The sequence below is a fragment of the Pseudomonas sp. LTGT-11-2Z genome (assembly GCF_003691445.1).
Classification (GTDB): Bacteria; Pseudomonadota; Gammaproteobacteria; order Pseudomonadales; family Pseudomonadaceae; genus Aquipseudomonas; species Aquipseudomonas monteilii.
In genome coordinates, this window is sequence record NZ_CP033104.1 from 4,890,097 (window position 1) to 4,902,566 (window position 12,470).

Consider the following 12,470-nt stretch of genomic DNA (forward strand, 5'->3'; position numbering starts at 1 on the left):
ACCTGTATAAGTAGCCAGTATTATTCCACAGGCCGGCGCTCACGCAAACCCCTGTCGTCGATTTACTCGGCACCAAGCTGTAACAAGCCGTCTAACGCGGCGATCACCGTCTGTCGGCGCACCGCCTCGCGGTCACCGTCGAACTGCCGGCGCTCGCTGAAGACACGGCTGCCATCGCCCCAGGCCAGCCACACGGTTCCCACCGGCTTGGCGGGCGAGCCACCGTCCGGCCCGGCCACTCCGCTTACCGCCACGGCAAAGCGCGCGCCACTGGCGGCCTGGGCACCTCTGACCATGGCTTCGACCACTTCCTGGCTAACCGCGCCCACCTGGCCGAACAGCACCTCTGGCACCCCCAGCTGGCGAGTTTTCTGGGCATTGGAATAAGTGACATAACCGGCCTCGAACCAGGCCGAGCTACCGGGTACACGGGTGATGGCTTCGGCAATGCCGCCGCCGGTGCAGGATTCGGCGGTGGTCACCTGCGCGCTGAGGCGGCGCAGATGCTTACCCAGACGCGTGGCAAGCGTGGTGATCAGGTCCATACAGGGCTCCTTGAAGGCTGCCCTCTACCCTATCAGTTAGTGGCTTTCACTGATATTCGGCCAGGTCGCGAAGCGGGCAGCCACAACGGCGACAGACCTGCCGCGAAATGACGATATCGCCAATGAACAGGCGTTCGACCTCGACCGGTTTGTGCCTGTACAGCCCGCAAATCATGCGCCTCAGCCAATGGGGCATGTCAGAAGTTCAGCCGCAGTACGGTACGCCAGAAGTTCTTGATCGGTGAACGCCGGTGCTTGGCCCAGTTGCGCTCCCACCACTCATCCTCGTTGCGCACTACCTGCTCCAGATCGCTACCTGCCACAGCTGCCGCATGTTGGCGATACAACATCGGAAACACGCAGTGCTGACGAATCTTGTGCTTGACCACCACATCCACGGGCGTGCCATCGTAGGGCGTCTCTGCCAGGATCCGGCAGCCTTCGCGCGACAGTACATAAGCGTGCAGTGCAACCACGCGCCCCCTGGCAATGAACGGGAACCACGTCAGCCAGGTTCGCCCCATGGAATAGCCCAGATGCAGGGCCTGGAAAGAGCGTGACTGCATGAAGCGGTTCACCCAGCGCACCCGCGAAGCCTTGAAATCATAAGCCTTGGCATCGTCTTCGAAGATCAGGATTCGATCCAGCCCGTTGTCCAGTGCGTGGCGTGCCAACTGCTGGTGCGATTCGTAGCAACCCCGCTTGGGGTCACTGTTTTTCGCCACGACATGAAAGACCACTTCATTGTCCAGCTGCCGCCCGATGGTTTCACTGAACAGCTTGCGCCGGTCATCCCGCGTGTCGAGGGAAATACAAAAAACCGCATCGACATCAAAACGAATTCCACTCACTGCACTAACCAACCTGATTGCAATAACGGTTAACTTGGCACGGCCAAAAGGGCGCAATCTTCCATGGGAGCCCCATGATGTCAACAAGCCATACCCCCACGTCTGCGCTGGCCGGCGTTGCAGGTTCTGCCGGTGCGGCAGCCGTGGTAACCTATGCGGCTTGAAAATTCAGGTGGGTCTCGGCGCCGCGCATGCAACACGGAACGCCTCAATTTGCCCCACAATGTTGAGACCTACACTCTAAGTCTTTGATGAATAAAGCACTCTCCGATCTTTCCGCACACACCCCGATGATGCAGCAGTACTGGAAGCTGAAAAACCAGCACCCGGATCAGCTGATGTTCTACCGCATGGGCGACTTCTACGAGATCTTCTACGAAGATGCCAAGAAGGCTGCGAAACTGCTGGACATCACCCTGACCGCGCGCGGTCAGTCGGCTGGCCAGTCCATCCCCATGTGCGGGATTCCGTTCCATTCGCTGGAAGGCTACCTGGCCAAGCTGGTTAAGCTGGGCGAATCGGTGGTGATCTGCGAACAGATCGGCGACCCGGCCACCAGCAAGGGCCCGGTCGAACGCCAGGTGGTGCGCATCATCACTCCCGGCACGGTCAGCGACGAAGCCCTGCTCGACGAACGCCGCGACAACCTGATTGCCGCGCTGCTCGGTGACGAACGCCTGTTCGGCCTGGCCGTACTGGACATCACCAGCGGCAACTTCAGCGTGCAGGAGATCAAGGGCTGGGAAAACCTGCTGGCCGAACTCGAGCGCCTGAACCCGGTCGAGCTATTGATCCCCGACGACTGGCCACGCGACCTGCCTGCCGAGAAGCGCCCGGGCGCCCGCCGCCGCGCCCCGTGGGACTTCGACCGTGATTCGGCGCGCAAGGCGCTGTGCCAGCAGTTCGCAACCAAGGACCTCAAAGGCTTCGGCTGCGACAAGCTGACCCTGGCCATTGGCGCCGCCGGTTGCCTGCTGACCTACGCCAAGGAAACCCAGCGCACTGCCCTGCCGCACCTGCGCAGCTTGCGCCACGAGCGCCTGGACGACACGGTCATCCTCGATGGCGCCAGCCGGCGCAACCTGGAGCTGGACGTCAACCTGGCGGGTGGGCGTGACAACACCCTGCAATCGGTGGTCGATCGTTGCCAGACCGCCATGGCCAGCCGCCTGCTGAGCCGTTGGCTGAACCGGCCGTTGCGCGACCTCAAAGTACTGCAAGCACGTCAGGACTCGATCCGTTGCCTGCTCGACAACTACCGCTTCGAGAAGCTGCAGCCACAGCTGAAGGAAATTGGCGATATCGAGCGCATCCTTGCCCGTATCGGCCTGCGCAATGCCCGCCCTCGTGACCTGGCGCGCCTGCGCGATGCCTTGGGCGCGTTGCCCGAGCTGCAAAACGCCATGACCGAGCTTGAGGCGCCGCACCTGGCGCGCCTGGCAGCCATTACCGGCACCTACCCGGAGCTGGCCAGCCTGCTGGAGCGTGCAATCATCGACAACCCGCCGGCGGTAATCCGCGACGGCGGCGTGCTCAAGGCCGGCTATGACAGCGAGCTGGACGAGCTGCTGGCCATCAGCGAAAACGCCGGCCAGTTCCTGATCGACCTGGAAGCCCGGGAAAAGGCCCGTACCGGGCTGGCCAACCTCAAGGTCGGCTACAACCGCGTGCATGGCTACTTCATCGAGCTGCCGACCAAGCAGGCCGAACAGGCACCGGGCGACTACATCCGCCGCCAGACGCTCAAGGGTGCCGAGCGCTTCATCACCCCTGAGCTGAAAGCGTTCGAGGACAAGGCACTGTCGGCCAAAAGCCGCGCCCTTGCCCGCGAGAAAATGCTCTACGACGCCCTGCTGGAAACCCTGATCAGCCACCTGGCGCCGCTGCAGGACAGCGCCGCCGCCCTGGCCGAACTGGATGTACTCAGCAACCTGGCCGAACGTGCGCTGAACCTCGACCTTAACTGCCCGCGCTTCGTCGACGAGCCGTGCCTGCGCATCGAGCAGGGCCGCCACCCGGTGGTGGAACAGGTGCTGACCACGCCATTCGTGGCCAACGACCTGGGCCTGGACAACAGCACGCGCATGCTGATCATCACCGGCCCGAACATGGGCGGTAAGTCCACCTACATGCGCCAGACGGCCCTGATCGTGCTGCTGGCGCACATCGGCAGCTTCGTACCGGCAGCCAGCTGCGAACTGTCACTGGTCGACCGCATCTTCACCCGCATCGGCTCCAGTGACGACCTGGCTGGCGGGCGCTCGACCTTCATGGTAGAGATGAGCGAAACCGCCAACATTCTGCACAACGCCACCGACCGCAGCCTGGTGCTGATGGATGAAGTAGGCCGTGGCACCAGCACCTTCGACGGCCTGTCGCTTGCCTGGGCCGCCGCCGAGCGCCTGGCGCAATTGCGTGCCTACACCTTGTTCGCCACTCACTACTTCGAGCTCACCGTGCTGCCGGAGAGCGAGCCGCTGGTGGCCAACGTGCACCTCAATGCCACCGAGCACAACGAGCGTATCGTGTTCCTGCACCACGTCCTGCCTGGCCCTGCCAGCCAAAGCTACGGCCTGGCCGTGGCGCAACTGGCCGGCGTGCCGACGGCGGTCATCCAGCGCGCCCGCGAACACCTGGGGCGCCTGGAGACCACCAGCCTGCCGCATGAGCCGGCCCCGGCCTCAAAAGCCAAGGACACGCCACAAGTGCCGCACCAGAGCGACCTGTTCGCCAGCCTGCCACACCCGGCCATCGAGAAGCTGGGCAAGCTGCAGCTGGACGACATGACCCCGCGTCAAGCTATCGAAATGCTATATCAACTAAAGAACCTGTTATAACGGCAGCCACTACAAGCTGGTAGAATCCGCCGCGGTTTGCTGGTGCTGCAGGTTATTAGCCTGGCCTGCAGCCACATACCTGTAAACCGCGCGGCCCTGAGAGGAAGGGCCGCCGCCGTCGCCTGAGGAGAGAACTAGAAATGACCTTCGTCGTCACCGACAACTGCATCAAATGCAAATACACCGACTGCGTGGAAGTCTGTCCGGTGGACTGCTTCTACGAAGGCCCGAACTTCCTGGTCATCCACCCGGACGAGTGCATTGACTGCGCCCTGTGCGAACCGGAGTGCCCAGCACAAGCCATCTTCTCGGAAGACGAAATCCCTGCGGGGATGGAGAACTTCATCGAGCTGAACGCCGAACTGGCGGAAGTCTGGCCGAACATCACCGAGCGTAAGGACGCCCTCCCAGACGCTGAAGAGTGGGACGGCAAGACTGGCAAGATTGCAGAACTGGAGCGCTGATAGCGCCCGGACACGAAAAAGGCCCCTCGGGGCCTTTTTTGTTTTTCTGCAGGCAAAAAAAGGGGCGGTTTGACCCGCCCACATTTTTTCCGTAGTCCCTGCTTGTCCCAAACATCATCCTGATGAAATCGCGTCTTGCGATGTCCTTGGCCTCCTCCCTGGAAGCCTGTGCATGTCCGTGTGCACAGTTCGAATACTAGCGGCTTCAGCTGAGCGGGCAAGCGCGAAACCTCACAAGGTATTACACGGGACACATTTCCACACAGCCAAATAACGCATGATTTTCAATGAGTTGGGAAAATACCGGGGCTGAAAACGACAATGATGTACTGAGACTTGCATAGATAGCTTACAAAACAAGTAAGAAAAGGCTTACATGCAATGTTACTGGGGTAGCGCAGTACATATTCGACATCTGCTGTGGCTGGCAGATTTTGGGGCTGCTTTGCAGCCCATCAAACTCAAATGGAACACCCGTTTTCGCCACACACAAAAACGCCCCGAGGTCATCGGGGCGCTTTTGATTTACAGGCTTTCGCTACTGGAACAACGACTCGCTGGACAGGCCGTTCTTCTCCAGGATCTCACGCAGGCGCTTGAGCCCTTCTACCTGGATCTGCCGCACCCTTTCCCGGGTCAGGCCAATCTCCAGGCCAACATCCTCCAGGGTGCTGCTTTCATGCCCGCGCAGACCAAAGCGACGTACCACCACTTCCCGCTGCTTGTCGGTCAACTCCCCCAGCCACTGGTCGATGCTCTGCGACAGGTCGTCATCCTGTAGCAGCTCGCACGGGTCTGTCGGGCGGTCGTCGGTCAGGGTGTCGAGCAGGGTCTTGTCCGAATCCGGGCCAAGCGACACATCCACCGAAGACACCCGTTCGTTCAGGCCGAGCATGCGCTTGACCTCGGCGACGGGCTTCTCCAGCAACGTGGCGATTTCTTCCGGGGAGGGTTCGTGGTCCAGCTTTTGGGTCAGCTCGCGCGCCGCGCGCAGGTATACGTTCAGCTCTTTGACCACGTGGATCGGCAAACGAATGGTGCGGGTCTGGTTCATGATCGCCCGCTCGATGGTCTGGCGAATCCACCAGGTCGCATAGGTCGAGAAACGGAAACCACGCTCCGGGTCGAACTTCTCGACCGCACGGATCAGCCCAAGGTTGCCCTCCTCGATCAGGTCGAGCAGCGACAGGCCACGGTTCACGTAACGACGGGCAATTTTAACAACCAGGCGTAGGTTGCTTTCGATCATGCGCTTGCGGCCAGCAGGGTCACCCTTTTGCGACAAACGCGCAAAATGCACTTCCTCTTCCGGCGAAAGCAGCGGCGAGAAGCCGATTTCGTTGAGATACAGCTGGGTGGCATCGAGCGCCCGGCTGTAATCGATGTACTTGTGTTGCTTAAGCGAAGAGCCCGACTTGGCCCTCGTCCGAACCGAAGATACAGCAGGTTCGTCTGACACCACATCCGTTTCCAAAACGATACCCGTCTCCATCAGGAGGACGTCATCGTCGATGTCAAACTCCGGCACTTCTTTACTGAGAGCCATTGTTATAGTCCTTTGCTGAGTTCGAACTCAGACTCGAGCGGCACCTTTATCCCTGGCAGCGCTTGAGCCTGTCCCCTCTACATCACAGGAACAGGCCGGGTACAACGATCAACGGCGTGGCAGGAACTGGAGTGGATCGACGGGTTTGCCCTGGCGGCGAATCTCGAAATGCAGCTTCACCCGATCTGTGCCCGTAGACCCCATTTCAGCAATCGACTGCCCTGCCTTGACCTGCTGCCCCTCCCGAACCAACAGCCTGCGGTTATGGCCGTAGGCACTGACGTAGGTATCACTGTGCTTGATGATGATCAGCTCGCCGTAGCCCCTTAAACCACTCCCGGCGTAAACCACCGCACCATCAGACGCAGCAAAAACAGGCTGTCCCAAATCACCGGCGATATCAATGCCTTTATTCAAACTACCGTTTGAAGCGAATTTTCCAATCAGCACGCCGTTGGCAGGCCAAGTCCAGCCGCCTACCGCGCGCTCTGCCGCAGGCACGGTGGTGGCAACCGGCGTACTGGTGGAGGTTGCCGGCGTTGCCGGTTTGCTGGTGTTGCCAGGTGTCACGGCAGTAGTGCCCACGGGCCTGCGGGTGACCGTGGTGCGGCTCGATGAAGAGGGGCTGGACACCACCGTGGTACTGCTGCTGGAACCGCTGCTGAAACGAATCGCTTGCCCCGGGCGAATGGTATAAGGCGCCGCGATGCCGTTGCGTGCGGCCAGCTCCTTGTAGTCCCAGCCATAGCGGAAGGCAATGGAGAACAGCGTGTCACCCGGCTTGACGACGTACTGCCCAGACGTCACCGCCGGGCGCTTGGGCACGGTGTTATTGCGGTCGACTACCCGCGCGCTGCTGTTGCTGCTGGTGCTCGAACAACCCACCAGTAGCGTGCCCATGGCCAGTACAATCACCAGAAGCTTGAAACCCGACCCGTCCTTGCGCTGCCGAATGACTGTGTGACCCACCCGCGCTCCCCTCATGGTGCCGAAAAACGATATGAAGACAAGAAATGCAATATTGTTGCAATTATAACCAAGCCGGCCAGTATTGGCAGGCAGGTGCAAAAGGCTGTTGCAATACCCCGGTGCAAGCTAGTGCTTCGTACCGCCAGATAGACAGGACGAAGCGGCAAGAATTCGCCGCTGGCGCAAAAATACCGCGCGACTCATACCCGCAAGCCTCAGGCCAGCGGACCATTGAGCAGCGGGACGAAGCGCACGGCCCCCAGCACGCGCCGGGAGAATCCATGCTCCTCGCGCACGATCAGCATCAGTTGCTGCGCTTCGCCGGCCGCCCCAACCGGGATCACCATGCGCCCCCCGGGAGCAAGCTGATCAAGCAATGCCTGCGGCACTTCTGGCGCCACCGCCGTGACGATGATGCCGTTGTACGGTGCCAGCGCCGGCCAGCCTTCGCAGCCATCGCCCCAGCGGAATACCACGTTGCGCAGGTTCAGCTCCACCAGGCGCTCTTTGGCCCGGTCCTGCAGCACCTTGATACGCTCCACCGAAAACACCCGTTCCACCAGCTGGGCCAGGATCGCCGTCTGGTAGCCTGAGCCGGTACCAATCTCCAGCACCTTGTCCAGCGGCCCGGCCTCGAGCAGCAGCTCACTCATGTGGGCAACCATGAACGGTTGCGAGATGGTCTGGTTGTGACCGATGGGCAATGCGGTGTCTTCGTAGGCACGATGCGCCAGTGCCTCGTCGACGAACAGGTGGCGCGGGGTGCGACGAATCACGTCGAGCACCTTGGTGTTCGAAACGCCCTCTTCGCACAGACGCTGGATCAGCCGCTCCCGGGTACGCTGGGAGGTCATGCCGATGCCGCGGCGCAGCATATCGTCCTCGCGCATCAGAGCAGGCCCTCCAGCCAACCGTCGAGCTGCTCGAAGGCATCATTGAAGGTGCGGTCGAGCTGCAACGGGGTGATCGATACATAGCCCTGCATCACCGCGTGGAAATCGGTACCCGGGCCACCGTCCTCGGCATCGCCGGCCACGGCGATCCAGTAACCTTCCTTACCGCGCGGGTTGACCACCTTGGTCGGTGCCGCCGCCCGCGCCCGGTGACCGAGGCGGGTGAGCCGGATGCCACGAATGTGCTCCAGCGGCAGGTTGGGAATGTTTACGTTGAGCACGGTGCGTGGTGGCAGCGCCAGGCGCGACTGGGCCTCGACCAGGCGGCGGGCGATATGGGCCGCGGTTGGCAGGTTGTCCGGCTGGCGCGACAACAGCGAAAACGCCAGCGACGTGCCACCCAGGAAGCGGCCTTCCAACGCTGCGGCGACCGTGCCCGAATACAGCACGTCATCGCCCAGGTTGGCACCGAGGTTGATCCCCGACACGACCATGTCCGGCGTGTGCGGCAACAGCCCATTGAGCCCCAGGTGCACACAGTCGGTCGGCGTGCCGTTGAGGCTGATGAAACCGTTGGCCAGGGTTTGCGGGTGCAGTGGCCGGTCCAGCGTCAGCGAACTGCTGGCGCCGCTCTTGTCTTGCTCCGGGGCGATCACCGAGCACTCGGCGTAATCCGCCAGCGCAGCGTGCAGCGCGGCGATGCCGGGCGCGGTAACACCGTCGTCGTTCGAAATCAGAATACGCATGGGCTGTCCGTCTGCCCTGCCGACACCAGATCCACGACTTCACGCACCACCACGGTGGCGAAGCATCCGGCCGGCAGGACGAATTCCAGTTGCAGGATATCAGGCTCGGGATAATGCCATGTCAGGCCGCCAATAGGGAGCCGCAAAATGCGCCGTTCGTGATCCATGCCCGCCTGGGCCAACCACTGGCAAAGTGCCGGTTGGTCTGCACCGACGGCGTTTTCCAAGCGGGCAGTGGCTCCGTCAGCAGGCGAAGCGCCCTCACCCCACATCGGGCCGGTCGGGTGCAGATCGAGAATCGCCAGGCGCGGGTCGGCACATTCCGCCTCTCCCGCCGGGAAAAAGCTGCGGCTGTCAGTGAATGCCAGCAGGTCGCCGACCTGCGCCCGCGCCCAGCTACCTTCAGCGACACGCGCAGCCAGCACCTGATTGAACAGGTAGCTGCGCCCGGCCGAAAGCAGCCGCGAACGCACATTGCGCTGCTCGGGCAAGGCTTTGCGCGCAGCCCAGTCGAGGGCGTCATGGACGTTGCCACCGCCGTGACCGAAGCGCTGGGTACCGAAATAGTTGGGTACACCGTGCTGCTTCAGCTGTTCCAGGCGCGCATCCAGCGCCTGGTGATCCGCCGCCAGGGCCGTCAGGCGCAGGGTGAAGCCGTTGGCCGAATGCGCGCCACGCTGCAGCTTGCGCTGGTGACGCACCTGCTTGAGCACGCGCAGGCTGGCATCCTCGGCACGTGACAGGTCCGGGTCGGCCTTGCCTGGCAGGTGCAGGCTGAACCACTGACGGGTCAGGGCCTGACGGTCCTTGAGCCCGGCATAGCTGATGGTGCGCACCGGCACACCGGCGGCGCGCGCCAGGCGGCGAGCGGCCTCTTCGGTGTTCAGGTCACGCTTCTCGACCCACAGCCACAGGTGCTCGCCCTGGCCCGAGAGCGGGATATCGAGCACTTCGTCGACCTGGAAGTCTTCGGCAACCGCCTTGAGGACGGCGGTGCCCAGTGGTTCGCCCGATGCGCGCGGGCCCAGCAGTTCCAGTTCGGTCATGCTGGCAGCAGCAGGGCGACCGAATGCACGGCAATACCCTCCTCGCGGCCGGTGAAGCCCAGCTTTTCGGTAGTGGTGGCCTTGACGTTGACCTGGTCGAGCTCGACCTGCAGGTCCTCGGCGATCAGCTGGCGCATGGTCTCGATATGCGGGGCCATCTTCGGCGCCTGAGCCACAATGGTGGCGTCGACGTTGCCGACCTTCCAGCCCTTGCTCTTGACGATGTCGACCACATGGCAAAGCAGCACGCGGCTGTCGGCACCCTTGAACTGTGGGTCGGTGTCGGGGAAGTGCTTGCCGATATCGCCCAGTGCCGCAGCACCCAGCAAGGCATCGCTCAGGGCGTGCAGCAGCACATCGCCGTCGGAGTGGGCCAGCAGGCCGTACTTGTGGGGGATACGCACCCCGCCCAGGGTAATGAAATCACCGTCGCAGAAACGGTGCACATCGTAGCCGTGGCCAATACGCATAAGAAAACGCCCTGAATGAGTCAGGGCGTGATTCTACCTGCTTTGCAGCGGGTTTGGCGGCTTTTGGACCGGGCTGTTACACCCGCCCCAGTGCCACCGCATGATGGCGCAGGTGTTCCTCTATGAAGCTGGCAATGAAGTAATAGCTGTGGTCATAACCCGGCTGCAGGCGCAGGGTCAGTTCATGCCCCCCTTTGCGTGCCGCCTGCTCCAGCGCTTCAGGCTTGAGCTGCTTTTCGAGAAAATCGTCACGGTCGCCCTGATCCACCAGCAACGGCGGGCACTCGCCGGCCGGCGTTTCGGCCAACAGCACACTGGCATCCCACTCACGCCAGCGCGCACGGTCATCACCCAGGTAACGGCTGAAGGCCTTTTCGCCCCACGGGCAATCCATCGGGTTGCTGATCGGCGAGAATGCCGACACCGAACGGTAACGCCCCCGGTTGCGCAAGGCGCAAACCAGCGCGCCATGCCCGCCCATGGAGTGACCACTGATACTGCGCTCTCCCGATGCCGGGAAGTGCGCCTCGATCAGCGCGGGCAACTCCTCCACCACATAGTCGTGCATGTGGTAGTGCTTGGCCCAGGGCTGCTGGGTGGCATTGAGGTAGAAGCCCGCCCCCAGGCCGAAGTCCCAGGCGCCGTCCGGGTCGCCCGGCACCTGCTCGCCGCGCGGGCTGGTATCGGGGGCGACGATGATCAGCCCAAGCTCGGCGGCCAGGCGCTGGGCGCCGGCCTTCTGCATGAAGTTTTCGTCGGTGCAGGTGAGGCCGCTGAGCCAGTACAGCACCGGCAGCTTCTCACCCTGTTCGGCCTGCGGCGGCAAGTACACGGCAAATACCATGTCGCAGCCCAGCACCTTGGAGTGATGCCGGTAACGTTTGTGCCAACCGCCGAAGCTTTTCTGGCAGGAGATGTTATCCAGGCTCATGGCGTACCTCAGAAGTGGATCACGCTGCGGATGCTCTTGCCTTCATGCATCAGGTCGAAGGCTTTGTTGATATCCTCCAGGCCCATGGTGTGGGTGATGAAGGTATCCAGCGGGATCTCGCCCTTCTCGGACATTTCCACGTAGCTTGGCAGCTCGCTGCGGCCACGCACGCCACCGAACGCCGAACCGCGCCATACCCGGCCGGTCACCAACTGGAACGGACGGGTGGCGATTTCCTGGCCGGCACCGGCCACGCCGATGATCACCGACTCGCCCCAGCCCTTGTGGCAGCACTCCAGCGCCGCACGCATCAGTTGCACGTTGCCGATGCACTCGAAGGAGAAGTCCACACCACCGTCGGTGAGGTCGACGATCACTTCCTGGATCGGGCGGTCGTAGTCTTTTGGGTTGATGCAGTCGGTGGCGCCCAGCTGGCGGGCGATCTCGAACTTGGCCGGGTTGATGTCGATGGCGATGATGCGCGAGGCCTTGGCCTTGACCGCACCGATCACCGCCGAAAGGCCGATGCCGCCCAGGCCAAAGATGGCCACGGTATCACCCGGCTTAACCTTGGCGGTGTTGAGCACCGCGCCGATACCGGTGGTGACGCCGCAGCCCAGCAGGCACACCTTTTCCAGTGGTGCTTCTTTCTGGATCTTGGCCACGGAAATTTCCGGCAGCACGGTGTACTCGGAGAAGGTCGAGGTCCCCATGTAGTGGAACAGCTGCTGGCCTTTGTAGGAAAAGCGCGTGGTGCCGTCGGGCATCAGGCCCTTGCCTTGGGTAGCACGGATGGCCTGGCACAGGTTGGTCTTGCCCGAGAGGCAGAACTTGCACTTGCCGCATTCCGGGGTGTAGAGCGGGATCACATGATCGCCAACGGCCACCGAGGTCACGCCCTCGCCTACCGCTTCAACGATCGCGCCACCTTCGTGACCGAGGATCGACGGGAAGATGCCTTCCGGGTCGGCACCGGACAGGGTGTAGGCGTCGGTGTGGCAAACACCGCTGGCGACCACGCGCAGCAGCACTTCACCGGCCTTGGGCATGGCCACGTCGACTTCGACGATTTCCAGGGGTTTCTTGGCTTCGAAGGCTACGGCGGCACGGGACTTGATCATCAAAGGGCTCCAGACAGAGTGTCGATTCAGGCTTGCAGTGTAATTCACCGA

13 protein-coding genes are annotated in these 12,470 nt (G+C 62.3%); 2 read left to right on the top strand and 11 right to left on the bottom strand.

Annotated elements, in window-relative coordinates:
* Nucleotides 1-62: 62 nt before the first annotated feature.
* The 3 genes from D8767_RS23120 to D8767_RS23125 are packed head-to-tail and all read right to left on the bottom strand — an operon-like array spanning nucleotide 63 to nucleotide 1,396.
* Complete coding sequence (locus D8767_RS23120) at nucleotides 63-545, bottom strand: CinA family protein (RefSeq protein WP_016715434.1); 483 nt, start codon at nucleotides 543-545, stop codon at nucleotides 63-65.
* Nucleotides 546-591: 46 nt separating this feature from the next.
* A complete protein-coding gene (locus tag D8767_RS28870; protein WP_154670320.1) occupies nucleotides 592-741 on the bottom strand; it encodes a hypothetical protein in 150 nt (49 codons plus the stop codon).
* Between the two features lies 1 nt (nucleotide 742).
* Nucleotides 743-1,396, bottom strand: a complete 654-nt coding sequence (locus tag D8767_RS23125; RefSeq protein WP_016715432.1) for a hypothetical protein — start codon at nucleotides 1,394-1,396, stop codon at nucleotides 743-745.
* 251 nt (nucleotides 1,397-1,647) lie between these two features.
* Between D8767_RS23125 and mutS the strand changes: the two genes are divergently transcribed.
* Together mutS and fdxA are read left to right on the top strand one after the other, a co-directional pair.
* Nucleotides 1,648-4,233, top strand: a complete 2,586-nt coding sequence (gene mutS / locus D8767_RS23130) for a DNA mismatch repair protein MutS (RefSeq protein ID WP_080693993.1) — start codon at nucleotides 1,648-1,650, stop codon at nucleotides 4,231-4,233.
* A gap of 140 nt (nucleotides 4,234-4,373) precedes the next feature.
* Nucleotides 4,374-4,697, top strand: a complete 324-nt coding sequence (gene fdxA, locus D8767_RS23135; RefSeq protein WP_016712908.1) for a ferredoxin FdxA — start codon at nucleotides 4,374-4,376, stop codon at nucleotides 4,695-4,697.
* Nucleotides 4,698-5,235: 538 nt separating this feature from the next.
* Here fdxA and rpoS read toward each other — a convergent pair.
* The 8 genes from rpoS to D8767_RS23175 form a co-directional block, all read right to left on the bottom strand.
* Nucleotides 5,236-6,243 (bottom strand): RNA polymerase sigma factor RpoS, encoded by a 1,008-nt coding sequence (gene rpoS, locus D8767_RS23140; RefSeq protein ID WP_003252351.1) that lies wholly within the window; start codon nucleotides 6,241-6,243, stop codon nucleotides 5,236-5,238.
* Nucleotides 6,244-6,351: 108 nt separating this feature from the next.
* Entirely contained in the window at nucleotides 6,352-7,212 is an 861-nt protein-coding gene (locus tag D8767_RS23145) for a peptidoglycan DD-metalloendopeptidase family protein (protein WP_016712909.1), read from the bottom strand.
* A 215-nt stretch (nucleotides 7,213-7,427) separates the two neighbouring features.
* Nucleotides 7,428-8,066: a protein-L-isoaspartate(D-aspartate) O-methyltransferase gene (locus D8767_RS23150; RefSeq protein ID WP_161751472.1), complete on the bottom strand. Its 639-nt coding sequence runs from the start codon at nucleotides 8,064-8,066 to the stop codon at nucleotides 7,428-7,430.
* Nucleotides 8,067-8,101: 35 nt separating this feature from the next.
* A complete protein-coding gene (gene surE, locus D8767_RS23155) occupies nucleotides 8,102-8,851 on the bottom strand; it encodes a 5'/3'-nucleotidase SurE (RefSeq protein ID WP_016712911.1) in 750 nt (249 codons plus the stop codon).
* Complete coding sequence (truD, locus tag D8767_RS23160; protein WP_016712912.1) at nucleotides 8,839-9,897, bottom strand: tRNA pseudouridine(13) synthase TruD; 1,059 nt, start codon at nucleotides 9,895-9,897, stop codon at nucleotides 8,839-8,841. The genes surE and truD overlap by 13 nt, the downstream gene beginning before the upstream one ends.
* On the bottom strand, nucleotides 9,894-10,367 hold the full coding sequence (gene ispF, locus D8767_RS23165; RefSeq protein ID WP_016712913.1) for a 2-C-methyl-D-erythritol 2,4-cyclodiphosphate synthase: 474 nt from the start codon (nucleotides 10,365-10,367) through the stop codon (nucleotides 9,894-9,896). The genes truD and ispF overlap by 4 nt, the downstream gene beginning before the upstream one ends.
* Before the next feature lie 76 nt (nucleotides 10,368-10,443).
* The gene (gene fghA, locus D8767_RS23170; RefSeq protein WP_016712914.1) at nucleotides 10,444-11,298 is read right to left on the bottom strand and encodes an S-formylglutathione hydrolase; all 855 of its coding nucleotides are present in this window, start codon (nucleotides 11,296-11,298) and stop codon (nucleotides 10,444-10,446) included.
* 8 nt (nucleotides 11,299-11,306) lie between these two features.
* Nucleotides 11,307-12,419 carry an S-(hydroxymethyl)glutathione dehydrogenase/class III alcohol dehydrogenase gene (locus D8767_RS23175; protein ID WP_016712915.1) on the bottom strand — a complete coding sequence of 371 codons (1,113 nt, stop codon included), beginning with the start codon at nucleotides 12,417-12,419 and terminating at the stop codon, nucleotides 11,307-11,309.
* Nucleotides 12,420-12,470: the final 51 nt, after the last annotated feature.

Excerpts from the sequence above, each read along its gene's own strand:
- truD (WP_016712912.1), bottom strand. The coding sequence starts at position 9,897 with ATGACCGAACTGGAACTGCTGGGCCCGCGCGCATCGGGCGAACCACTG.
- rpoS (WP_003252351.1), bottom strand. The coding sequence starts at position 6,243 with ATGGCTCTCAGTAAAGAAGTGCCGGAGTTTGACATCGACGATGACGTC.
- mutS (WP_080693993.1), top strand. The coding sequence starts at position 1,648 with ATGAATAAAGCACTCTCCGATCTTTCCGCACACACCCCGATGATGCAG.
- D8767_RS23175 (WP_016712915.1), bottom strand. The coding sequence starts at position 12,419 with ATGATCAAGTCCCGTGCCGCCGTAGCCTTCGAAGCCAAGAAACCCCTG.
- fdxA (WP_016712908.1), top strand. The coding sequence starts at position 4,374 with ATGACCTTCGTCGTCACCGACAACTGCATCAAATGCAAATACACCGAC.
- D8767_RS28870 (WP_154670320.1), bottom strand. The coding sequence starts at position 741 with ATGCCCCATTGGCTGAGGCGCATGATTTGCGGGCTGTACAGGCACAAA.
- fghA (WP_016712914.1), bottom strand. The coding sequence starts at position 11,298 with ATGAGCCTGGATAACATCTCCTGCCAGAAAAGCTTCGGCGGTTGGCAC.
- D8767_RS23120 (WP_016715434.1), bottom strand. The coding sequence starts at position 545 with ATGGACCTGATCACCACGCTTGCCACGCGTCTGGGTAAGCATCTGCGC.
- D8767_RS23150 (WP_161751472.1), bottom strand. The coding sequence starts at position 8,066 with ATGACCTCCCAGCGTACCCGGGAGCGGCTGATCCAGCGTCTGTGCGAA.
- ispF (WP_016712913.1), bottom strand. The coding sequence starts at position 10,367 with ATGCGTATTGGCCACGGCTACGATGTGCACCGTTTCTGCGACGGTGAT.
- surE (WP_016712911.1), bottom strand. The coding sequence starts at position 8,851 with ATGCGTATTCTGATTTCGAACGACGACGGTGTTACCGCGCCCGGCATC.